General features: G+C 66.9%; 20 protein-coding genes. 9 read left to right on the top strand and 11 right to left on the bottom strand.

Going from position 1 to position 21663, the window contains the following annotated elements:
- Positions 1–3 precede the first annotated feature (3 nt).
- Genes ACG02S_RS03315 through ACG02S_RS03340 form a run of 6 tightly spaced genes read right to left on the bottom strand, consistent with a single transcriptional unit; the run spans position 4 to position 6795 of the window.
- Positions 4–804 carry a lysophospholipid acyltransferase family protein gene (locus ACG02S_RS03315; protein WP_394469020.1) on the bottom strand — a complete coding sequence of 267 codons (801 nt, stop codon included), beginning with the start codon at positions 802–804 and terminating at the stop codon, positions 4–6.
- Complete coding sequence (gmhB, locus tag ACG02S_RS03320) at positions 805–1425, bottom strand: D-glycero-beta-D-manno-heptose 1,7-bisphosphate 7-phosphatase (RefSeq protein WP_394469021.1); 621 nt, start codon at positions 1423–1425, stop codon at positions 805–807.
- Between the two features lie 27 nt (positions 1426–1452).
- A complete protein-coding gene (gene glyS, locus ACG02S_RS03325) occupies positions 1453–3594 on the bottom strand; it encodes a glycine--tRNA ligase subunit beta (protein ID WP_394469022.1) in 2142 nt (713 codons plus the stop codon).
- A complete protein-coding gene (gene glyQ, locus ACG02S_RS03330; protein ID WP_394469023.1) occupies positions 3594–4526 on the bottom strand; it encodes a glycine--tRNA ligase subunit alpha in 933 nt (310 codons plus the stop codon). Before glyQ ends, glyS begins: the two co-directional genes overlap by 1 nt.
- Before the next feature lie 29 nt (positions 4527–4555).
- The gene (gene lnt, locus ACG02S_RS03335; RefSeq protein ID WP_394469024.1) at positions 4556–5998 is read right to left on the bottom strand and encodes an apolipoprotein N-acyltransferase; all 1443 of its coding nucleotides are present in this window, start codon (positions 5996–5998) and stop codon (positions 4556–4558) included.
- Positions 5995–6795, bottom strand: coding sequence for an HlyC/CorC family transporter (locus ACG02S_RS03340; protein WP_394469300.1), 801 nt, complete (start codon positions 6793–6795; stop codon positions 5995–5997). The genes lnt and ACG02S_RS03340 overlap by 4 nt, the downstream gene beginning before the upstream one ends.
- Positions 6796–6987: 192 nt before the next feature.
- Here ACG02S_RS03340 and ACG02S_RS03345 point away from each other — a divergent pair, with 192 nt between their 5' ends.
- The 5 genes from ACG02S_RS03345 (at position 6988) to hslU (ending at position 12523) form a co-directional block, all read left to right on the top strand.
- Positions 6988–8034 (top strand): CobW family GTP-binding protein, encoded by a 1047-nt coding sequence (locus ACG02S_RS03345; protein ID WP_394469025.1) that lies wholly within the window; start codon positions 6988–6990, stop codon positions 8032–8034.
- Between the two features lie 155 nt (positions 8035–8189).
- A complete protein-coding gene (gene dksA / locus ACG02S_RS03350) occupies positions 8190–8831 on the top strand; it encodes an RNA polymerase-binding protein DksA (protein WP_394469026.1) in 642 nt (213 codons plus the stop codon).
- Positions 8832–8844: 13 nt separating this feature from the next.
- Positions 8845–10605 (top strand): hypothetical protein, encoded by a 1761-nt coding sequence (locus tag ACG02S_RS03355; protein WP_394469027.1) that lies wholly within the window; start codon positions 8845–8847, stop codon positions 10603–10605.
- A 38-nt stretch (positions 10606–10643) separates the two neighbouring features.
- Positions 10644–11213, top strand: a complete 570-nt coding sequence (gene hslV / locus ACG02S_RS03360) for an ATP-dependent protease subunit HslV (RefSeq protein WP_394469028.1) — start codon at positions 10644–10646, stop codon at positions 11211–11213.
- Entirely contained in the window at positions 11210–12523 is a 1314-nt protein-coding gene (gene hslU, locus ACG02S_RS03365) for an ATP-dependent protease ATPase subunit HslU (RefSeq protein WP_394469029.1), read from the top strand. The genes hslV and hslU overlap by 4 nt, the downstream gene beginning before the upstream one ends.
- A gap of 4 nt (positions 12524–12527) precedes the next feature.
- On the opposite strand, the gene ACG02S_RS03370 is transcribed toward hslU, so the two are convergent.
- A complete protein-coding gene (locus tag ACG02S_RS03370) occupies positions 12528–13136 on the bottom strand; it encodes a helix-turn-helix transcriptional regulator (protein ID WP_394469030.1) in 609 nt (202 codons plus the stop codon).
- A 218-nt stretch (positions 13137–13354) separates the two neighbouring features.
- Between ACG02S_RS03370 and ACG02S_RS03375 the strand changes: the two genes are divergently transcribed.
- The gene (locus tag ACG02S_RS03375) at positions 13355–14092 is read left to right on the top strand and encodes a response regulator (protein ID WP_394469031.1); all 738 of its coding nucleotides are present in this window, start codon (positions 13355–13357) and stop codon (positions 14090–14092) included.
- Here the strand turns inward: ACG02S_RS03375 and ACG02S_RS03380 are convergent.
- Together ACG02S_RS03380 and ACG02S_RS03385 are read right to left on the bottom strand one after the other, a co-directional pair.
- Complete coding sequence (locus ACG02S_RS03380) at positions 14050–16233, bottom strand: hybrid sensor histidine kinase/response regulator (RefSeq protein WP_394469032.1); 2184 nt, start codon at positions 16231–16233, stop codon at positions 14050–14052. The two genes, ACG02S_RS03375 and ACG02S_RS03380, sit on opposite strands and share 43 nt — an antisense overlap.
- A gap of 83 nt (positions 16234–16316) precedes the next feature.
- Positions 16317–17294, bottom strand: a complete 978-nt coding sequence (locus tag ACG02S_RS03385) for an ABC transporter substrate binding protein (protein WP_394469033.1) — start codon at positions 17292–17294, stop codon at positions 16317–16319.
- Positions 17295–17392: 98 nt separating this feature from the next.
- On the opposite strand from ACG02S_RS03385, the gene ACG02S_RS03390 reads away from it, so the two are divergent.
- Positions 17393–17836 carry a hypothetical protein gene (locus ACG02S_RS03390; RefSeq protein ID WP_394469034.1) on the top strand — a complete coding sequence of 148 codons (444 nt, stop codon included), beginning with the start codon at positions 17393–17395 and terminating at the stop codon, positions 17834–17836.
- A gap of 16 nt (positions 17837–17852) precedes the next feature.
- Complete coding sequence (locus tag ACG02S_RS03395) at positions 17853–18557, top strand: phosphatase PAP2 family protein (RefSeq protein ID WP_394469035.1); 705 nt, start codon at positions 17853–17855, stop codon at positions 18555–18557.
- Between the two features lie 52 nt (positions 18558–18609).
- Here the strand turns inward: ACG02S_RS03395 and ACG02S_RS03400 are convergent, their stop codons facing one another.
- Positions 18610–19374, bottom strand: coding sequence for a type III pantothenate kinase (locus ACG02S_RS03400; RefSeq protein WP_394469036.1), 765 nt, complete (start codon positions 19372–19374; stop codon positions 18610–18612).
- 98 nt (positions 19375–19472) lie between these two features.
- Here ACG02S_RS03400 and ACG02S_RS03405 point away from each other — a divergent pair, with 98 nt between their 5' ends.
- Positions 19473–21023: a methyl-accepting chemotaxis protein gene (locus ACG02S_RS03405; protein ID WP_394469037.1), complete on the top strand. Its 1551-nt coding sequence runs from the start codon at positions 19473–19475 to the stop codon at positions 21021–21023.
- A 63-nt stretch (positions 21024–21086) separates the two neighbouring features.
- Here the strand turns inward: ACG02S_RS03405 and ACG02S_RS03410 are convergent, their stop codons facing one another.
- Positions 21087–21557 carry a group II truncated hemoglobin gene (locus tag ACG02S_RS03410; protein WP_394469038.1) on the bottom strand — a complete coding sequence of 157 codons (471 nt, stop codon included), beginning with the start codon at positions 21555–21557 and terminating at the stop codon, positions 21087–21089.
- Positions 21558–21663: the final 106 nt, after the last annotated feature.

A 21663-nucleotide genomic window follows, 5' to 3' on the forward strand; every position in this document is an offset into this window, starting at 1 on the left:
GACTCAGCGCTGGTTCGGGGCGGGGGTGCCGGCGACACCGGCGGGCGGAGGGACGGTGTAGGCCTCCGGGTCAAGACGGCGCATCTCGCTCTCGATCCAGTCCTTCACCTCGCGCATCAGCTCGCCCGGCTCGCGGCCTTCGGGGGGAATCTGCTTGCCGATGGAGATGTCCACGATGCCGGGTTTCAACAAAAAGCTCTTGCGCGGCCAGCAGCGCGCGGCCGTCGCGGCGATGGGCACCACGGGCAGGCCGGCCTCGATGGCCAGGCGCGTGCCGCCGGTCTTGTAGTCGCCCGCCTGGCCGCGCGCGATGCGCGTGCCCTCGGGGAACATGATGACCCAGTTGCCCTGGCGCCCCAGGCGCTTGCCCTGCTTCAGCACCTTGTTCCAAGCCTCGGTGCGGCGGCCGCGGTCGATGTGGATCATGTCCATGCGCGCCATCGCCCAGCCGAAGAAGGGCACATACAGCAGCTCGCGCTTGAACACGTAGGCCAGCGGATGGCTCAGCAGCGCCGGGTAGGCGAAGGTCTCCCAGGTGCTCTGGTGCTTGGACAGCAGCACGACGCCGGCCTGGCGGTCGGACGCGGGCGGCAGGTTCTCCATGCCCTGGATGCGCCACTTCACGCCGCAGATCCAGCGCGCGCTCCAGATGGCGATCTTCAGCCAGTTGGCGCAGGCCCAGTAGATCGGATCGCCACGGCGGAAGATGGATAGCACCAGAACGCCAAGCGCCCAGGGAATGACCGTTACGATGAGGACGAGGACGAAGATCAGCGAGCGGATGGCGCTCAACAGCGTGGACATCTAGTTCAGGTCTCCGGCCTGGGTGTCGGGGGCGAGGGCCTGGCCGCGCTTCTCGGCGGCGCGGCGGCGGTCCTCCTGGACGATGGACTCGGCGCAGGCGGCCAGGTCTTCGTGGACGCGCGCATCGGGCACCTGCAGCAGCAGTTCGGCCAGCTGGCCGGGCTCCAGGTAACCGAGCGGGCCGGTCAGCACGAGGTGCGGAATGCAGCCCGCAGCCTGGGCCGTCAGCAGGTCAGTCAGCGACGCGCCCACCATGTGCACCACCGGCAGCGCGACATCGAAACGCTCGCCGATCTGCTGGATGAGGCCCGGCAGCGGTTTGCGGCAGTCGCAGCCTTCCTCGGGCGTGTGCGGGCAGAAGAAGGCCGCGTCCAGCCGCCCGCCCTTTTCTGCCAGCAACTGGTTCAGTCGCAGGTGCACCGCGTTCAGCGACGCCATGTCCAACAGGCCACGGCCGATGCCGGCCTGGTTGGTGGCCAGCACCGTGTGCCAGCCGGCGTGGTTCAGCCGCGCGACGGCCTCCATCGCGCCGGGGAGCGGATCCAGCTCTTCCGGCGCCTTGACGTGGTCGTCGCGGTAGCGGTTGAGCGTGCCATCCCGGCCCAGTATGACCAGCTTCATGTGCACGGGCTCGCTGCGCGGCATGGATCAGCCGGCCAGGCGCGACAGGTCGGCCACGCGGTTCATGGCGGCGTGCAAGCGGCCCAGCAGTGCGAGCCGGTTGGCACGCAGCGCGGGGTCTTCGGCGTTCACCATGACGCCGTCGAAGAACGCGTCGACCGGGCCTCTCAGCGCGGCCAGAGCCTTGAGCGAGCCGGTGTAGTCGTGCTGCTCGAACAGCAGGTCGGCCTGTGGCTGCACGTCGGCGATGGCCGCAGCCAGGGCCTTCTCGGCCGCTTCCTGCAGCAGCGCGTCGTCAAGCGTCGTGGGCAGCTCGCCCTCGACCTTCTTCAGGATGTTGCCGACGCGCTTGTTGGCGGCGGCCAGCGAGGCGGCCTCCGCCAGCGCCGCGAAAGCGCGCACGGCCACCAGGCGCTTGGGCACGTCGCCCAGGCGCGTGGGGTTCAGCGCGAGCACGGCGTCGACTTCCTGGGCGCTGTAGCCCTGGTCGCGCAGGCTCACGGCCAGGCGGTCGGCGAAGAACGTCAGCAGCGCTTGGCGGGTCTCCTGCGGGTTCTTGATCAGCTCGCCAAAAGCCGGCAGGGCCGCGTCGATCAACGCGGGTAGTTCCAGCGGCAGGTTCTTCTCCACCAGGATGCGGATGACGCCCAGCGCGTGGCGGCGCAGCGCGAACGGGTCCTTATCGCCCGTGGGCAGCTGGCCGATGCCGAACAGGCCCGCAAGCGTCTCCAGCTTGTCGGCCAGCGCCACGACGGTGCCAGTGTGGTTGCGCGGTAGCGCGTCGCCGGCGAAGCGCGGCTTGTAGTGGTCCTCGATGGCGATGGCGACACCGTCGCGCAGGCCCTCGTGGCGGGCGTAGTAGCCGCCCATGATCCCTTGCAGCTCGGGAAACTCGCCGACCATGTCGGTCAGCAGGTCGCACTTGGCCAGCAACGCTGCCTGCTTGACCTTGCTGTCGAGCACCTTGAACTCGTCGTCCGCTTCGACCGTGTACGGCAGCGTCGCCATGCTGAGCTGGTTGACGATGGCGTGCGCAATGGCCTGCACCCGCTCGGCGCGCTCGCCCTGGCTGCCCAGCTTGCCGTGGTAGACAACCTTGGCAAGACCCGGCAGGCGGTCTTCCAGCTTCTTCTTGCGGTCCTGGTCGAAGAAGAACTTGGCGTCTGCCAGCCGCGGGCGCACGACGCGCTCGTTGCCTTGCACGACGGCGCTGGCGTCGGCGGGCGCGATGTTGCTCACCACCAGGAAGTGGCGGGTCAGCTTGCCATGCGAGTCCAGCAGCGGGAAGTACTTCTGGTTGGCCTTCATCGTCAGGATGAGGCACTCTTGCGGCACGGCCAGGAACTCGGCCTCGAACGCGCAGGTCAGCACGTTGGGCCGCTCGACGAGGGCCGTCACTTCGTCCAGCAGCGCGTCGTCATCGATGGGCGTGAGACTCAGCGCATCGGCATTGCCCTTGAGCTGGCGCGAGATCTCGGCACGGCGCTCGGCGAAGCTGGCGATGACGGCGCCTTGCTCGCGCAACTGCGTGGCGTAGCTGTCGGCGGTGTCGATGCTGATCGTGGCTTGCGCGGCCTCGAAGCGGTGGCCTTGCGTCGTGCGTCCGGCCGTCAGGCCCAGGGCCTGGACCGTCACGACGTCGCTGCCGTGCAGCGCGACGAGGCCGTGCGCCGGGCGCACGAACTTCACGTCGGTCCAGCCGTCGGCGAGCTGGTAGCTCATGACCTTGGGGATGGGCAGCTTGGCCAGCGCTTCATCCAGCGCCTTCTGCAGACCTTGGGCCAATGTCGCGCCGGGCTGCAGACTGTCCCAGAACAGCGCCTCGGCCTTGCCGTCCGGCTGACGCTTGAGTTGCGGCACGACCTCGGAGCCGGCTCCGACGGACGCGAGCTTCTTCAGCAGCGCGGGCGTGGCCTGGCCATCGGCCGTCAGCGCGACGGCGACGGGCATCAGCTTCTGCTGCACCGCTTTGTCGGCGGCCTTGGCCGCGACGTTGGCCACGTGCACGCCCAGCCGACGCGGCGAAGCGAACGAAGTGACGGCGGCATCTGTCGCGGCCAGGCCTTGCGCCTTCAGGCTGTCGGCCAGCACGGTGGCGAAGGCCTCGCCCAGCTTCTTCAGCGCCTTGGGCGGCAGCTCTTCGACAAACAGTTCAACGAGCAGGTTCATCAAGCGGCCGCCTTCTTGCTGTTCTTCAATTCGATCTGCGCGACGACTTCATCGGCCCAGGCCTTCGGCGCCATCGGGAACCCGAGGCGTGCGCGGCTTTCCAGGTAACTGTGCGCCACCGCACGCGCCAGGTTGCGTATGCGACCGATGTAGGCAGCCCGCTCGGTCACGCTGATCGCACCGCGGGCGTCCAGCAGGTTGAAGCTGTGACCGGCCTTCAGCAGCTGCTCGTAGGCGGGCAGGGCGAGCTTCTCGGTCATTAGCGCCTGGCTGGTCTTCTCGTGCGCGGCAAAGGCCGACAGCAGGAAGTCCACGTCGCTGTGCTCGAAGTTGTAGGTGCTTTGCTCGACCTCGTTCTGGTGGAACACGTCGCCGTAGGTCAGGCCGTCGGTGTAGACCAGGTCGTAGACCGATTCCTTGCCCTGCAGGTACATCGCCAGGCGCTCCAGTCCGTAGGTGATCTCGCCGGTGATGGGCTTGCAGTCGATGCCGCCGACTTGCTGGAAGTAGGTGAACTGCGTGACTTCCATGCCATTCAGCCAGACCTCCCAGCCCAGGCCCCAGCAGCCGAGCGTCGGGTTCTCCCAGTCGTCCTCGACGAAGCGCACGTCGTTCTTCTTCAGGTCGAAGCCGAGGGCCTCCAGCGAGCCGAGGTACAGCTCCAGGATGTTGGCCGGCGCAGGCTTCAGCACGACCTGGTACTGGTAGTAGTGCTGCAGGCGGTTGGGGTTCTCGCCGTAGCGGCCGTCCTTGGGGCGGCGGCTGGGCTGCACGTAGCCGGCCTTCCAGGGCTCGGGGCCGAGGGCGCGCAGGAAGGTGGCGGTGTGGCTGGTGCCGGCGCCGACTTCCATGTCATAGGGCTGCAGCAGCGCGCAGCCTTGTTGGGACCAGTAGTCCTGCAGCGTCAGGATGATTTGCTGGAAGGTCAGCATGGGAGGCCAGAAAACGGGGGTGGCCGATTCTATTGGGCGGCTTTGCGGATCCCGAGCAATGCCAGCACCGCCGCTGCCCACAGCGGCCACAGGCCCACCGCGGCCAGCCAGCGGGCGTACGGCGTGCTACCGCTGCGGCCGTCGACGTCGGCCTCCAGCACGCCGCGTTCCAGTGCCGGCAGGCGGGCGGTGAGACGGCCCCGGTGGTCGACGACCGCGGTCGCGCCGGTGTTGGTAGAGCGCACGATGGGCCGCTGGAACTCCAGCGCGCGCATCTGAGAGAACTGCAGGTGCTGGTCCTGGACCATGACGGCGCCGAACCAGGCCAGGTTGCTGACATTGACGAACACGGTTGCCGCGTCCGGCCCCACAGCGCTTTGCACGATGTCTTCACCGAACAGATCCTCGTAGCAGATCAGCGGCCGCAACCGCTGGCCGGCGACTGACCAGGCGCGCTGGTGGTCGCCACGGGCCTGGTCATCCAGCGGGATGTTCATCGCGCGCACGAACCAGCCCAAGCCGGGCGGGATGAACTCGCCGAACGGCAGCAGGTGGCGCTTGCCGTAGTGGTAGTCGCCGCCCAGCGCGATGACGGAGTTGACGAAGCCCTCGTCGGCATTGCCGAGGAAGACGCCGAGCAGCGCCGGCCGGTCGGGGCGGGACAGGCGCTGCAGCGTGGCCGGGTCCAGATCGATCAGCGGCAGTGGCACGACGGATTCGGGCGTGATGACGACTTGACCCTGGGCCGAGTCGATCAGGCCGGCCAGCGTAGCGAGGTTGGTGGCGAAGCGCTCGGCGTCGAACTTCTGGTCTTGCGGGATGCTGGGCTGCACCAGAGACACTGCCAGTCGGCCACTGGAGGTGGTGAAGTCCTGGGGCATCACCAGTCCAGCCAGCGGCAGCAGCAGTGCCGGCAGGCCCCAGGCCCAACGGCTCTCCTTCAGCAGCACGGCACCGACCGCCGCCAGCGCCGCCAGCACCGTGATGCCGTAGACCCCCACCCACGGCGCCCAGCCGGCCAGCGGGCCGGCCGTGTGCGCGTAGCCTGAAGCAATCCACGGGAAGCCGCTGAGCCATGTCGCCCGCGCCAGCTCGGCCAGCAGCCAGGCCGGTGCCAGCGCCAGCAGCCGCCAGCGGCCCGGGGCGATGAAGCGGGCCGTCAGGCCCAGCGCCAGCGCGTAGTAGCCGCACAGGAAGGCCGCCAGCAGCGCGACGGCGAGCACCGCCAGCGGGCCGGGGATGCCGCCGAAGTCGTGCATGCTGATATAGAGCCACCACAGGCCCGCTGTCAGCCAGCTCCAGCCGAACAGCGCACCGCACAGCGCGGCGACCTTGGGCTTGGCGCGCTGCACGAGGCCGAACAGCAGCGCCAGTGCGGCGATCTGCGCCCACCAGGCATGGGTCGGCGCGAAGGAGGCGGTCTGCAGCAAACCCGCCGCCAGAGCGGCTGCGGCGGCCGTCGCGATCTTCACGCCTCGGTCTCTTCGGACGGCGCGCGCGTGACCTTGAACCAGCGCACGGCGCCGCCGCGGGTCAGCATGACGGCGAAGTCCAGGCCCGCGATGCGCACCACCTCGCCGCGCCGCGGCACGCGACCCAGCTCGTGGGCCACGAGGCCGCCGATCGTGTCGAAGTGGTCTTCCGGCAGCGCCAGCGCGAAGGCACCGTTGACGGCGGCGATGGACGCGTCGCCCGCCACGCGCATGCTGCCGTCGGCCAGCGTGTACAGGCCCGACTCGCCGTCCTTGTCGTCGAACTCGTCCTCGATCTCGCCGACGATCTCCTCCAGCACGTCCTCGATGGTGATGAGGCCGGCGGTGTTGCCGAACTCGTCGATGACGATGGCCAGGTGGTTGCGGTTGGAGCGGAAGTCGCGCAGCAACTCGTTGAGTCCCTTGCTCTCCGGCACGAAGACCGTGGGCCGCAGCAGCGCGCGCAGGTTCAGCTCGGGGGCGCGCTGCATCTTCAGCAGGTCCTTCGCGAGCAGAATGCCGATGATGTTGTCGCGGTTGTCTTCATAGACGGGGAAGCGCGAGTGGCCCGTGTCGATGACGATGTGCAGCAGCTCTTCATACGGCGCGTCGATGTCCAGCAGGTCCATGCGCGGCGCGGCCACCATGGCGTCGCCGGCCGACAGCTCGGCCATGCGCAGCACGCCCTCCAGCATCTGGCGCGACTCGGGCTCGATCAGCTCCCGCTGTTCGGCGTCGGCCAGCGTTTCAATGAGTTCGGTCTTGGAGTCCGGCCCGGGGTGCAGGAACTCCAGCATGCGCACCAGCAGGCCTCGTGCCTCTGGCGGATGTTTGGCGGCCCCGCGCGATGGGGGCCTGCCTGATTGCGGTTCGCTCAAGGGAGCTGTCAGGATATTGCGGAGAGGACAGAATAGCCGATTGGTTTGACTGCCCTTGCACCCCGGCGGCCAGCCCCCACATTCCCTGCCTTCTTTCGAAACGGTCCTGCCATGTCCACTGCCGCCAAAGGCCTGATCCCCGCCACCATCCTGACCGGCTTCCTCGGTGCGGGCAAAACCACGCTGCTCAAGCGCGTGCTGACCGAGGCCCACGGCCAGAAGATCGCCGTCATCGAGAACGAGTTCGGCGAAGAGAACATCGACACCGACATCCTGGTCTCGGACACCAACGAGCAGATCATCCAGATGAGCAACGGTTGCGTCTGCTGCACCATCCGCGAAGACCTGCGCACCACGCTGAGCGACCTGGCCGCCAAGCGCCGCAAGGGCGAACTGCAGTTCGACCGCGTCATCATCGAGACCACCGGCCTGGCCGACCCCGGCCCGGTGGCGCAGACCTTCTTCATGGACGACGAGATCGCCGAGGCCTACCTGCTGGACTCGGTGCTGACGCTGGTGGACGCCAAGCACGCCGACGAGCAGCTCAACACCCGTCAGGAAGCGCGAATGCAGGTCGGCTTTGCCGATCAGCTGTTCATCAGCAAGAGCGACCTGGTGGAGCCGGCGGCCGTGGAGGCGCTAATCCACCGCATCAAGCACATGAACCCGCGTGCGCCCATTCAGACGGCGCATTTCGGTGAGGTGTCGCTGGCCCAGGTGTTCGACCTGCGCGGCTTTAACTTGAACGCCAAGCTGGAGATCGACCCCGACTTCCTGAAGGCCGATCAACACGACCACCACCATCATCACGACCATGAGCACGGTGAGCACTGCGACCACCCGCATCACCATGTGCATGACGACGACGTGAAGAGCTTCGTGTTCCGCTCCGACAAACCTTTCAACCCGGCCAAGCTGGAGGACTTCCTGGGCGCGATCGTGCAGGTCTACGGCCCCAAGATGCTCAGATACAAGGGTGTCCTACACATGAAAGGCACGGACAAGAAGGTCATCTTCCAGGGCGTTCATCAGATGATGGGTTCTGATCTGGGCCCGCGGTGGATGCCGGGGGAGAAAAAACAGAGCAAGATGGTGTTCATTGGCATCGACCTGCCCAAGGACGTGCTGATGCAAGGTTTGGAAGGTTGTCTGGCGTGATGCTTTCGCCCCTGAAGCACCGCTTTCAGGGGAGTGCAGACCAGCGGGATCGCATGGCTACAATCCGCCGCGCTCAAAAATGGGCCGCCGGCTGAAAAGCAGTGGGATCAAGGTCTGACACCGCGCCGATACACGCCCTGAGCGAGGAGAAGATTGTGAGCAAGACCCCGGCCCCCAAAACTGCCGCCGCACCCAAGGGTGCGAAGAAGACCGATGCCGGCGCCGACGTCGCCACGTTGGAGGTGCCCGCACCTGCGAACCGATTCGCCGACCGCTTCGCACCGCCGAAGCCGCCGGCCCGCGGTGCGAACCAGGCCGACGAGACCCCGCGCGTGGCCGCCAAGGGCGATCCGAAGCTGGTCAATGCCTGGAAGACCAAGCCGGGCGCTGAGCTGAGCGACGCCGAGGTGCTGGCCATGCCGGACTCGGAATACATGAACGCCAAGCAGATCGAGTTCTTCCGCATGAAGCTCGAAACGCTGAAGAGCGAGGTGCTGTCCAACGCTGGCGAGACCACCGAGCATCTGCGCGAAGACACGACCATCGTTCCGGATCCGGCCGATCGCGCCACCATCGAGGAAGAGCATGCGCTCGAACTGCGCACGCGCGACCGCGAGCGCAAGCTGCTGAAGAAGATCGTGCAGTCCATCGGCCGCCTCGACACTGGCGACTACGGTTACTGTGACGAGACCGGCGAACCCATCGGTCTGGGCCGTCTGATCGCACGCCCGACCGCCACTTTGTCACTGGAAGCGCAGCAGCGTCGCGAGCTCAAGCAGAAGATGTTCGGGGACTGATACGCTCCGCCGCATGTCTGAATCCAAGCCCGCAGACCCGAAGGAAGGCGACAGCTTCTTCCGCAAAGTTGCGCGTTTCGTCGCCAACCCGACGACAGATTGGGCGGAGATCAACTCGCGGCAGGATGACCCCGAGGGCGACCTCGCCAAGGCCGAATTGCGTGCCATGGTGGAGCGCAAGCGCCGCAACGACTTCGTGCGCAAGCGCGAGCTGGACATGCTGCGGCGCATCCGCCGCGAGGGGTTGACGCCCGAGCAACTGGCCGCGCTGGCCGCTTCGTCGCCGTCCAAGCTGGGTGATGACGAGCGGCTCAGCGAGCCGAATTCCAAGATCGATCTGGGCGTGAAGGCCAAGATCGACGAGATTGAGCAGCAGATGGTCGGCGAGAGTTTCGCCACCACGCAGGCCGTGCCCAAGCACCAGCCCGGCTTCTACGAGACCAGCACACGGCCCGCCGCGTTCTCGTCCACGGTGGCCGGCCCGCCTACGGCCGCCGTCGCGCGTGGTCGTGTCAGCGAGTTCTCGACGCCGCGTGAGACCGAGCGCCTGTCAGCGCCGCCGCCGCCCGCAGCCGTGACCATGGGGGCGGCCATTCCGCCGCTGTCGGATTCGCCCGCAAGTCACCTGCCGGACCTGCCGGTGCTGGACATGCCGCTGTCGTTCACGCTGGCGCAGTCGACCGCCCCGATGGAAGTGCAGGAGCTGGTGCACGATCCCGAGCTGGACGAGGCCGTCATCGCGTTCGCCAATGCCGACTACGAGAGCAGCGAGCACGCGCTGACCGAGCTGGTGCGTCCGGGCGGCAGCCGCAATCTGCACGGTGAGACCTGGCTGGTGCTGTTCGACCACTACCGCGCCACCGGCGGGCAGGGAAAGTTCGAGGCGCTGGCGGTCGAGTACGCGCAGCAGTTCGGTCTGTCGGCGCCGCAGTGGTTCTCCATGCCCAAGCTGGTGGCCGAGACGACGCGCCATGCCAGCCGCACGCCCATGGGCAAGACGGGCCAGGTCAGCTGGACGGCGCCCGCCGTGCTGACGAGCGAGGATGTCGCGCTGCTGCAGCGGCGCACCGAGACGTTGCCCATGCCGTGGGTGTTCGACTGGGGTTCCGTGGACGAAGTCGACATCGATGCGGCCATCCAGATGCGCCAGTTGATGCGCCAATGGGCCGGGCAGCAGGTGGACCAGCGCTGGATCGGCGGCGACCACTTCCTGAACCAGTTGAAGGAGCTGGCGCCGGTGGGCGAGCGCGACACCGACCCCGCGCTGTGGATGCTGCGCCTGGAAGCGCTGCGCCTGGCCAACCGCCCGGATCAGTTCGACGAGGCCGCCATCGACTACTGCGTGACCTACGAGGTCTCGCCGCCCTCCTGGGAGCGCGCCAGCTGCCGCGTTCGCATCGGCGGCGAGGGAACGTCCACGCACGGGGCGCCCACCAGCACGATGCAGAGCGAGGCGCAGTCCAGCTTCTTGGACACCAGCGTCTCCGAGGTCAACGTGGTCCAGCTGGACCTGATGGGTCAGCTCAGCGGCGATATCTCCGAGACGCTGAAGGTGATGTCCGGCGAAGTGCGCGACGCCACGCTAATCAACATCAGCTGCACCCGGCTGATCCGCCTGGACTTCATGGCGGCCGGCGACCTGCTGAACTGGGTGCTGCAGCGCCGCGCGGAGAACCGCTCGGTGGTGTTCACGGACGCGCATCGGCTGGTGGCGTTGTTCTTCGGCGCCATGGGTATCAACGAGCACGCGAAGGTCAAGGTGCGGATCAACTGATCTTGCACCTCGGGCCTCCGCCCCTATCTGGAGGTCCTATGTCTTCCGAATCCTCATCTCATGCCGTCTACCACGGCACCACCATCATCTCGGTGCGCCGCCAGACGCCCACTGGGTGGCAGGTCGCCATCGGCGGCGACGGCCAAGTCACGCTGGGCAACACCATCGTCAAGGCCAGTGCGCGCAAAGTGCGCAAGCTGTACCGCGACCAGGTGCTGGCTGGCTTTGCCGGTGCCACGGCCGATGCATTCACGCTGTTCGAGCGTTTCGAGGCGAAGCTGGAGAAGCACCAGGGGCACCTTGTGCGCGCCGCCGTCGAGCTGACGCGTGACTGGCGCACCGACCGCGTGCTGCGCCGCCTGGAGGCCATGCTGGCCGTGGCCGACAGGAGTGCGTCGCTGATCATCACGGGCAACGGCGATGTGCTGGAGCCCGAGCAGGGCATCGTCGCGATCGGTTCCGGCGGCGCCTACGCACAGGCGGCTGCCAAGGCTCTGTTGAACCACACCGAGCTGGGCGCGGCTGACATCGTCAAGAAGTCGCTGGAGATTGCCGGCGAGATCTGCATCTACACGAACCAGAGTCACACGCTGGAGGTGCTGGAGTGAGCAGCATGACCCCTCAAGAAATCGTTTCTGAACTCGACCGCCACATTGTTGGCCAGCAGGCGGCCAAGCGCGCCGTCGCCATCGCCATGCGCAACCGCTGGCGCCGCCAGCAGGTCGACGACAAGCTGCGCGGCGAGATCACGCCCAAGAACATCCTGATGATCGGCCCGACCGGCGTCGGCAAGACCGAGATCGCGCGCCGCCTGGCCAAGCTGGCGGGTGCCCCCTTCATCAAGGTTGAGGCGACCAAGTTCACCGAGGTGGGCTATGTCGGCAAGGACGTGGATTCCATCATCCGCGACTTGGTCGAAGTGGCCGTCAAGCAGGAGCGCGAGGGCGCGACCCGCCGCTGCCAGACGCGCGCGGAGGACGCGGCCGAGGACCGCATCCTGGACGTGCTGCTGCCCGGGGCGGATGCCGACAACGCAACGCGCCAGAACTTCCGCAAGAAGCTGCGCGAAGGTCAGCTGGATGACAAGGACATCGAGCTGGACCTGCTGGCACCCAAGCCTGCCGTGGAGCTGCTGGGTCCGTTCGGCAACCAGCCCGGCATGGAGGACATGGCCGAGCAGCTGAAGGGCATGTTCAGCCAGATGGGCGGCGCGCCGAAGAAGACCCGCAAGCTCAAGGTCGCCGAGGCTTTCAAGCTGCTGATCGAGGAAGAGGCCGCCAAGCTCGTCAACGAGGAAGAGATCCGCACCGTCGCCCTGACGAACGCGCAGGAGATGGGCATCGTCTTCATCGACGAGATCGACAAGGTGGCGTCGCGCCAGGAGCACGGCGGCGCCGAGGTGTCGCGCCAGGGCGTTCAGCGCGACCTGCTGCCGCTGGTGGAAGGCACGACGGTGTCCACCAAGTATGGCCTGGTCAAGACGGACCACATCCTGTTCATCGCCAGCGGGGCCTTCCACCTCAGCAAGCCGAGCGACCTGATCCCCGAGCTGCAGGGTCGCCTGCCCATCCGCGTGGAGCTCGACTCGCTGTCGGTGGCCGACTTCGAAGCCATCCTGACGAGCACGCACGCCAGCCTGGTCAAGCAGTACCAGGCACTGCTGGCGACCGAGGGCGTCACGCTGCACCTGCAGCCCCAGGCCATCCGCCGCCTGGCGGAGATTGCCTTCGAGGTGAACGAGCGCACCGAGAACATCGGCGCGCGGCGCCTGGCCACGGTGATGGAGCGGCTGCTGGATGAGATCAGCTTCGACGCGCCCAATCGCGCGGGTCAGACGTTGTCGCTGGATGGCGCTGCGGTGGATGCCAAGCTCGCCGCACTGGCGGCAAACGAGGACTTGAGCCGCTTCATCCTCTGACCGCTCAGTGCGGCAGGGTGGCCGCGCTGCCGGTCCAGCGCAGCAACTGCATCAGAGTCGGCGCCTGCGTCTTGCCGAGCAGGTTGCGCACGTGGCTGCGGACGGTGCTGACGCACAGGCCGAGGTGACGCGACGTGGCCTCCACCGGTTCGCCGTCGGCCAGTAGCAGTAGCACCTGACGCTCGGCCTGGCTGAGCCGGCACTGGCGCGTCAGCGCGTCGATGCGGGCGGCCTGGGTCAGTGCGGGCTGGTCCAGATGCACGGCGAGCAGCACGCTGTGTTGCGGCCAGTTGGACGCCAGCGCGATGGCGGGCGCCAGCGGGGCGGCATGCACCCAGCCGGTGGCCAGGCTGGGCGTGAACCACAGCCCGATGCGTGATGACGTGCCCTGTGCCGCGTGCGACAGCAGCTCTTCGAGCTGGGGCGCGCCGAGCTGTCCCAGGCTCATCAGGTGGTCCGCCCGCACCTGGCCCAGTTGTTCGGCCGCCAGGTGGTTGGCGCTGGCGTTGGCGAACAGCAGGCGGCGGTCGGGCAGCAGCACCAGCAGAGGTTGCGGCAGCGCTGCCAGCACCTGGTACGGCTGGGTGGGAGGGCTGACCCGGCGTTCGGACATGGCGGTGTGCAACATGAATCCCCCTGAGCTGCTGCCGCACGACGGTGCCGGCTTCTGTCATCAAGTTTGGTGAGCGCCCGGCCCGCCCGCCATTGCCCAGAGGTACGGCGCCCCGGTGTTCTTTGGCCCGGCCATCCGGCTCGGCCAAAGGGACGGGTCGTACAGCGCCCGCAGGCAAGGTGCCGTCGATACCATGGAAGTCAGCAGGGAGGCTGCCCATGAGAATTCTGTTGATCGACGACCACCCCTTGTTTCGAGAAGGGGTGGCGCTGCTGCTGAAGCCGCTGGTGGAAGGGCTGGAAACCTGGGAGGCCGGCAGCTGCGAGGCCGCTTTCGAACTGCTGGCACAGCGCGGCAGCGCCGATCTGGTGCTGATCGACCTGGGCCTGCCAGGCCTGTCCGGCCTGGAGGGATTGCAGCGGCTGCGGCTGGAGCATCCGGAGGTGCCGGTGGTGGTCATGTCCTCGTCTGACGACAAGGACACCGTGATGGCCGTGCTGGACGCTGGCGCGATGGGCTTCATCCCGAAAAGCTCGACCTCGCAGGTGATGCTGGGTGCGCTGCGTCTCATCCTGGCCAAGGGCATCTACCTGCCGCCTTCGGTCTTCCTCGCGGCTCGCGCGTCCCCGGCCGTCGCTGCCGCACCCGCGCAAGGGCGATCCGCCGCGGTGGCGTCGCCTGCCGCAGGGCGCCGACCCGCCGACCTGGGCCTCACGCCGCGCCAGGCCGACGTGCTGCACCTGCTGCTGCAGGGCAAGCCCGCCAAGCTCATTGGTCGGCAGCTCAACCTGTCGCTGAGCACCGTCAAGGCCCACACCTCCGCCGTGCTGCGCGCGCTCAACGTGACGACGCGCACGCAGGCCGTGCTGGCTGCCGGCCGCATGGGCCTGCACTTCGAGGAGCCCGCGGCGGGTCAGGGCGCCAGCGACGACTGCATGGCCTCCAGCAGCCGCTGAAGCCCGATGGGCTTGTGCAGCAGCCGCGTGTTGGCAGCGCTGGCTCGCGGCTGCAGGCTGGCATCGGTGTTGGCGGTCACCATCAGCGCCGCAATGTCGTCGTCGTAGTGCTGACGCAGCCGCGAGATGACCTCGAAGCCGTCGCGCCCGCCGCCCAGCTGGTAGTCCGTGACGATGAGGTCGGGCACACGCAGATGCTGCTGCAATTCGGCCAGCGCCTCGTCGCAGCCGGCGGCGGCCACCACATGGCAGCGGCAGGCGTGCAGTGCATCCACCAGGGCGTGCGCATTCATGCCCTCGTCGTCGACGACGACGATGAAGCGGCCCTCCAGTGCCTGCTGGCTGGCCGCCTGCCGGGGTGATGCGCGGTGTGATGCTGCTGAGGCGGGAGCCAGCGGCATTACCAAGCGAAACAGCGTGCCGTAGCCGACGCGGCTGGACACGATGAGGCTGTAGCCGAGCATGTGGACACACCGCTGCACGATGGACAGCCCCAGGCCCAGCCCTTTCTCAGCGCTCGTGCCGGGCGCCTCAATGCGGAAGAACTCCTCGAAGATGGCCTCCCGGTAGCGCGGCTCGATGCCCGGGCCGCTGTCCCAGACCTGCAGTTCGACCTGGTCGCCGCGGCGGCGGCAGCCGACCAGCACACCGCCCGTTCGCGTGTAGCGGATCGCGTTGGCCACGAGGTTGCCGGTGATGCGTTCCAGCAGCGCGGCGTCTCCCCTCACGACGAAGTGGCAGGCGCGCACGCGCAGCCGCAGTCCCTTCTCGGCAGCCTGCGGCGCCCACGTTTGCTCCAGTCGATGCAGCAGCCAGCCCAGCTCGACATCCTCCACATGCGCCTGCATCGCGCCGGCATCGAGCTTGGAGATGTCCAGCAGATTACCGAACAAGCTCTCCATCGTCGCGACGGACGACTGGATCTTGTCGGCCAGCGCGAGGTGCTCAGGGTGGTCCAGACGGGTTTGCAGCACGCCCAGCAGCAGGCTGATCGAGTGCATGGGCTGGCGCAGGTCATGGCTGGCCGCGGCGAGGAAGCGGGTCTTGGCGGCGTTGGCGCGCTCGGCTCCGTCGCGGGCGGCGGACAGTTGAGCGGTGCGCTCGGCGACCTTGGCTTCGAGGCTGGCGTAGAGGTCACGCAAGCGGGAGATCATGCGATTGAAGTCTGCGGCCAGGTCCCCCACCTCATCCTCGCGTTGCGGCGGAATGGTCGCTTCTAGTTGGCCATCAGCCACCTGGGCCGTCACTCGCCGCAGGGCCACGATGGGCGCCGCCATCCGACGGCCAAACTCGACGCTCAGCATCAGTGCTGCGGCTCCGCCGAGCGCCACCAGCAATAAGGTTCGGGTCAATGTTGCCCAGGCCGGCTTCAAGGCTTCGCTGCGTGGCTGCTCCATGAAGACCAGCCAGCCGGTGCCCGGGACCTTGGTTGCCGTCGTGATCACCGGCTGGCCGTCAAAGTCCAGCGTAGACATGCCTCTCACATGTGAGCCGTCGCCCGCGCCTCGGGCTGCGCGGTTGAATGCCTCGGAACTGGACAGGTCACGCCTGCCGAGAACATGCGTGGGCTGAGGGTGCGCGATCAGTAGACCGCCCGCGTCAACGATGTAGGCCAAGCTCCTGCCCGTCGAACTCAGCCGCGCGGTGACCTCGGAAAGAAGGCGCAGGTCGACCGTTGCCACGACTGCACCTTCGCCGTCGAAGGCCGAGAACCGTGTCGTGGGAAGTTCTCCGTCACGAAAGAAGGTTCTGCCGTGGCGGACACCGTCGGGTTGCTGGACTTCAGCCAGCGCTGGTTCATCGATCATGGCCCCGCTGCCGACCCGGGCGCGGGCGCTTCTGGAAACATGCAGTTCCTCCCGGCCCGTTCCATCAACAACCTGCAGCTCGGTGATCGCCGGCACGGCTTTGAGCAGCCGTTGAAATTCGATCCGGCGTTGATCATCGCCATAGCCTATTCGCCCCCACGGCATCTTGGCGACATCCTGGATTCCGGCTTCGATGTTGGCGACATAGCTGGAAATCTCGCGCGCGGCGCTTTCAGCCTGCACTTCCTGGAGAACGCTGATGTGATCGAGCGACTCCGAATAGCCAAAACGGCTCTCGATGGCACCGGACAGCATCAACAGCGTCAACGTCACGCCGCTCAGCCACAGCGCGTAGCGGCGGGACAGGGGCAGGCGCCAGGACGAGCGCAGGGAAGAAGGCCCTAACGCGCGCCACCTCATCTGAAAACTAAATCCGCTTGTCTGACGACTTCGGCACTGGGCGGAGGCAGTCCAGTGTCCCGGCCTGCACGTAAGGCCAGTACGTAGCGTTGTGGGCGCTGAATCGGAATGCGGCCGGCATGTTCGCCGGCCAGAACTCGCCCCGCGAGCGTCGCCAGGCTTGGCCAGATGAACCGGGTATCCGTGGCGTATGACATCGCGGCTCCGTTGCGTACATCGGCCGTGTTGCCCACGATCAGCGGCTTCTTCCATTCGCGCAGCCGCTTGATGATCAAAGGAGTGGCCAGGACTGCCATGTAGCTGCGTGGGAGCACCCATCCGTCGAAATCGCGCGAACTTGGCTCGTCGAGCACGGCTTGAGCTTCCTCGGCCGTTTCCACCACGAAGACCTGGGCGGTCATGCCGAGGTCTCGTGCAGCAGCTTCCACAGGCGCCAGCCGATCGGCCAACTGACGCCACGACGCATCCATCATCACGCCCACACGTTGGATGGCGGGGTACGCGTCCCTCAGGAGTTCAAGCCGCTTGCCATCGAGATGCTCCGAAACCCAGACGCCGGTGATCGCCGCTTCGCGGCGAAGCATGGAGGTGGCGAAGCCAGCCTGCACCGGGTGCACGTAAGACGAGAAAACAATGGGAACGCCGCCAGAAACCTCGGTGGCCAGCTTGGCGAATTCGCCATTGGGTGCCAGGAGCAAGTCTGGCCGGAATTCCAGCGCGCGACGCAATGCGGCGGCGGGATCGTGCCCCGCGCGGTTCTCGACGTCGACAAAACGGAAGTCAAGCCTCTCAGTTAACTTCGCGTGGACCTTTCGCATCGCTTTGATGAAGCTCGCATAGCTGCCGTCGCTGCTCGGAGACTTGCGTCCCATCAGCAAGACTTGACGCCGCAGTGCGCGGTGTTCAGAGGCCGTGAGGGCCAAAGCTGTGAACGCCAAAGGCATCAGGCTGAGCGTTCTGCGAGTCAGAGACATAGTCACTTCTAAGGTGTTCAAGCCGGGTGGCGTTCACTAGGCTTCGGCCCTTCAAGCGCGCATGGGGCGTGCTGGCGACAACACATCAGGGAGAGAGCATGGCCGAAGTCAGCGCATCAATCAAAGAGAGGTTTTGCTGGGTGAAGGCGGTTTTGCAGGCGCCGTCCTGCGATGTGGTGTCTGACCCGAGTAAACCTTGGAAGCTGCCATGCGCAGAGGGCCGGCCGACGGAGACGATGCAGCCACCGCCCGTTCCTGCTTTGCTGGTTGACGCGACGGGTTCAGGGCCTGCGCCCAGGGGCTCCGGCACACCGCCGCCCGATCAGGCCAGAGCTCCCAAGTTTCCCGCCAGCGCGGAAGGAGACTTCTGGCGTTTGGCCTCATTTTTGCCAGGAAAGGTCGTGCCCGACAGCGGACCCGTCGTCACACTGGTCTTCATGCCGATCATGGGCTCGCGAGACGATGTCAAGACATGGCGGAGGGAGAACCCCACTTGGTTCAAAGACGCTGTCGCAGTCACGCTGCTCAGCTACGAATTCTGAATCCCGGGAGGACGACATGGCCAACTACACCCAGTTCCCTGAATGGGATGCAGGCTACCTGGACCTCATCGATGCTGAAACCAGCTTTGTCAGCCAGACCTGGAGTCGCTCCGTCGCTCTGAAGTGGCCGCCTGAGGGTGCCGATGTCGAATGGAACCAGGTGGCCGCGCGAGTTCCGGACAGACCAGCGCGACAGCAAGAAATCCTCGACGAGGATAAGGATCTAGAGCGTGCCCTGTGGCCGCTCATCCAGTCATTGAGCATCAGCGGTGCGACCGCTGCCAATTGGGCGCAGAAGTTGCCGGACACATGGCACCTGCTTCTCGTTGCAACCTTCGATCTGCGGCCCGGGCTCTTTCAGCTGAAGCAGAAGTTCAACAGGGCGCGACCCATCCACATTCCCGGTGCACAGATCGGGTCGACCGTCATTCCGACACCGGGTCACCCTGCCTATCCCGGCGGCCATGCGGCCCAAGGCCAAATGGCGCTGCTCTTGATGCGGGACGGTGTTGGGGTCAAGCCAGGACTGATGGGAGGCATTCAGTCAGCTGCGGATCGCGTGACCGACAACCGAGTCGTCGCCGGGATCCATTTTCCCAGTGACTCCCTGGCGGGCCAGCGCGTGGCGGACCAGTTTGTCCCCATGCTTCTTGCCAGTGGACCATTCAGACAACTCTGCGACAACGCACGCACCGAGTTGAGGCCTTACGGAGTCATCTGAAACCCTGATTGCCTAAGGGCGCCGGTTCAGGGGGGCTGGCTCCCCAGAGGATTTACCCTCGCGCCGCATCCACCGCCAACAACCCGTCGAAGATCAACCCTTCAACGAGTTCATGCGGCACATCCACCGCTGGCGCGACCTTCCAGCCGGCGCCGCCGGTCATCAGCAGCATGGGTGAGCGGCCTTCGCGTTGGGTCAGCAGGCGGTGCATGCGCTCGATGGCGCCGGTGATGGCGAAGGTGCCGCCGGTGGTCAGTGCGTCGCTGGTGTTGGTGGGGAAGTCGCGCACTTCGCCGGTCGGCACACGCAGGCCGGAGGTGCCGCCTTCCAGTGCGCGCAGCATGATGCCGTGGCCGGGCAGGATCAGGCCGCCGAGGAACTGCGCGTCGGCCGACAGCGCATCCACGGTGACCGCAGTGCCCACCATGACGATCAACACAGGGCCGTCGAAGCCGCGTTTGCGGGCGTGCGCGCGTGCGCCGATGACGGCCACCCAGCGGTCCGCGCCCAGGCGAGTCGGGTGGTCGTAGCCGTTGCGCACGCCGGCGGCCTCGGGTGACGGCACGACCCAGCGCGGCGTCAGGTCCCAGTGCTCCATCTGCTCCTCGACCCGGCGGCGCACGGCGTCGCCGGCGACGTTGCTGCCCAGCACACGTTCCGGTGGGGCCAGGCCCTGCCAGTCTTCGTCGGCGAGGCGGTCGATGTTCTCGAGGAAGACGGCACCGTGCTGCAGCGGTTGGCTGCCGGGCTCGGCACCGTGGGGGTATACGGCCCACTTGAGCCGGGTGTTGCCGATGTCGATGGCCAGAAAGCTCATGGGGGGCCGTGGCGTGAACGATGCCGCGAGCCTAACAGCAGGCCTCGCGTCGAAAAGCAGGCTTTCTGCTTGAATGTCCGTACACCCTGGAGAACCCCATGCTGCGTCGTCTGCGCATTCAACCCCGCCTGTGGCTCGCCTTCGGGCTCATCCTCGCGATGACGGCGGTGCTCGTCGCCGTAGGCGGCTTCGGGTTGCACGTTTCTCAGAAAGCCATCCAGGGCATCACGCAGAAGCTCATCCCGGTCACGAACTTGGCGGTGGCCGCACGCACCCAGCTGCTGATGAGCAAGACCGCCACGTCCACGCTGGCCGCAAGCATCTTCAACAAGGACGGCATGACGCAGGCCAGCAAGGATTGGCACGAGGCCCAGTCCGCCATGGACAAGACGCTGGACCAGTTCGGCGCCGTCGTCTCCGAGCAGCAGAGCAAGGACAACCTTGCCAAGTTCCGTGCGCTGATGAGCGACTACCGCAAGGCGGTCAAGCCGGCGATCGACAAGATCCTGGCCGACGGCTATGCCGATGCCCAGTCGGCGTTCGAGGACATCAAGGTCGCCGATGCGGCCTACGACCCGGCGCTGGCGATGCTGAACAACATCGAGACGGACCTGGCGCTTCGCGGCAACGATGTGTTCAAGCGGGTCGATGGCATGGTCAGCGGCATCCTGGTGGCGCTGCTGGTGGCGTTTGCGGTCTGCGTCGTCATCGGCGCCGCGCTGGCGGTGGGCCTGTCGCGCTCCATCATCGGCCCGCTGGTGGCGGCGAAGCGCTTTGCCGCGCGCATGGCCGATGGCGATCTGTCGCGGGCCCCGGAGGCGCGCGGCACCGACGAATCTGCCGAGATGATGCAGGCGCTGGCGGCGATGCAGCAGTCTCTGTCCGGCATCGTGGGTCAGGTGCGCGAGTCGGCGGAGAGCATCCAGGTCGCTTCCAGCGAGGTGGCCACCGGCAACATGGACCTGTCGCAGCGCACCGAGCAGACGGCCTCCAGCCTGCAGCAGGCCTCCAGCTCGATGAGCGAGCTGACCGGCACCGTGGGTCAGAGCGCAGACGCCGCCATGACCGCGAAGCAGCTGGCCGGCGCCGCCGCCGAGACCGCCGGCCGCGGCGGCGATGTGGTGTCGCGCGTTGTCACGACCATGGGCGAGATCGACATGGCCAGCAAGAAGATCGCGGACATCATCGGCACCATCGACGGCATTGCGTTCCAGACCAACATCCTGGCGCTGAACGCTGCGGTCGAGGCGGCACGGGCCGGCGAGCAGGGGCGTGGCTTTGCGGTGGTGGCCGGCGAGGTGCGGTCCCTCGCGCAGCGCAGCGCGGAGGCGGCGCGCGAAATCAAGGCACTGATCAACGCCAGCGTGGACCGGGTGGAGGCCGGCACCCACCTCGTCAATGACGCGGGCAGGACGATGACCGACATCGTCGGCTCGGTGCAGCGCGTGACCGACATCATTGGCGAGATCAGCGCCGCGGCGGTCGAGCAGAGTCAGGGCATCGCCCAGGTGAATGGCACCGTGACGCAGCTGGACCAGATGACCCAGCAGAACGCCGCGCTGGTGGAGGAGTCCGCCGCCGCTGCGCAGTCGCTGAAGGAGCAGGCCGTGCGGCTGGCGGGGCTGGTGAGCAGCTTCAAGCTCGGCTGATGCCGCGCCGCTGAGGGTGCGCGTCATGCGAGCCGGGCCTGCGCAGGCCGCGGCGGCGCGGCCTCAGCCCAGGTAAGGGCCTTTGGTTTCGCCCCAACCCCAGGTGGGCATCGGTGCGTCGGGGTCCACCGCGGCGCCCGGTTGGGAGTTGATGACGGCCAGCCTGGAGCCCCACTCCAGGTAGCCCACCAGTGCCGACCGGAACTCGGGATCGTCGGGCAACGCCAGTTCATCGGCCGTGGCAAGAAGCAGCTCCACCCAGCGGCGTCGCATCGGTTGGGTCAGGTGGCGGTCGAGATGCTTGCGAACCATGTGCGGATGGCCGCCATATTGCGCCGAGTAGCTCGCTGGACCGCCCAGCACTTCGGCCAGAAAGGCGGCGACATGTTCGGCATGCGAGGCGTCCATCTGCGCGAAGACGGGGCTGAGCAGGGGGTCTGCATGGACATGCTCATAGAAGCGCTTCGTCAGGCGATTCAGTGCTTCGATGCCGCCAACCCATTCGTAGAGGGTGGGAGTGCCTGAGCTTTGCATGATTCCGTTCCCCTTCGGTGCCTTGGGTTGACGCCGCGCATCATGCCAGCCGAGCGGTGCTGCTGCTCGCTGGCATGGAGGTCAACGGGGGGCGGGCTTCAGTCCG

Origin of the sequence: Pelomonas dachongensis (genome assembly GCF_043555865.1) — a bacterium.
GTDB lineage: Bacteria > Pseudomonadota > Gammaproteobacteria > Burkholderiales > Burkholderiaceae_C > Pelomonas > Pelomonas dachongensis.

Coding starts and splice junctions, on each gene's coding strand:
- ACG02S_RS03315 (WP_394469020.1), bottom strand. CDS start 804: ATGTCCACGCTGTTGAGCGCCATCCGCTCGCTGATCTTCGTCCTCGTC.
- gmhB (WP_394469021.1), bottom strand. CDS start 1,425: ATGAAGCTGGTCATACTGGGCCGGGATGGCACGCTCAACCGCTACCGC.
- glyS (WP_394469022.1), bottom strand. CDS start 3,594: ATGAACCTGCTCGTTGAACTGTTTGTCGAAGAGCTGCCGCCCAAGGCG.
- glyQ (WP_394469023.1), bottom strand. CDS start 4,526: ATGCTGACCTTCCAGCAAATCATCCTGACGCTGCAGGACTACTGGTCC.
- ACG02S_RS03340 (WP_394469300.1), bottom strand. CDS start 6,795: ATGCTGGAGTTCCTGCACCCCGGGCCGGACTCCAAGACCGAACTCATT.
- ACG02S_RS03345 (WP_394469025.1), top strand. CDS start 6,988: ATGTCCACTGCCGCCAAAGGCCTGATCCCCGCCACCATCCTGACCGGC.
- ACG02S_RS03355 (WP_394469027.1), top strand. CDS start 8,845: ATGTCTGAATCCAAGCCCGCAGACCCGAAGGAAGGCGACAGCTTCTTC.
- hslV (WP_394469028.1), top strand. CDS start 10,644: ATGTCTTCCGAATCCTCATCTCATGCCGTCTACCACGGCACCACCATC.
- ACG02S_RS03370 (WP_394469030.1), bottom strand. CDS start 13,136: ATGTCCGAACGCCGGGTCAGCCCTCCCACCCAGCCGTACCAGGTGCTG.
- ACG02S_RS03375 (WP_394469031.1), top strand. CDS start 13,355: ATGAGAATTCTGTTGATCGACGACCACCCCTTGTTTCGAGAAGGGGTG.
- ACG02S_RS03385 (WP_394469033.1), bottom strand. CDS start 17,294: ATGTCTCTGACTCGCAGAACGCTCAGCCTGATGCCTTTGGCGTTCACA.
- ACG02S_RS03390 (WP_394469034.1), top strand. CDS start 17,393: ATGGCCGAAGTCAGCGCATCAATCAAAGAGAGGTTTTGCTGGGTGAAG.
- ACG02S_RS03395 (WP_394469035.1), top strand. CDS start 17,853: ATGGCCAACTACACCCAGTTCCCTGAATGGGATGCAGGCTACCTGGAC.
- ACG02S_RS03400 (WP_394469036.1), bottom strand. CDS start 19,374: ATGAGCTTTCTGGCCATCGACATCGGCAACACCCGGCTCAAGTGGGCC.
- ACG02S_RS03405 (WP_394469037.1), top strand. CDS start 19,473: ATGCTGCGTCGTCTGCGCATTCAACCCCGCCTGTGGCTCGCCTTCGGG.
- ACG02S_RS03410 (WP_394469038.1), bottom strand. CDS start 21,557: ATGCAAAGCTCAGGCACTCCCACCCTCTACGAATGGGTTGGCGGCATC.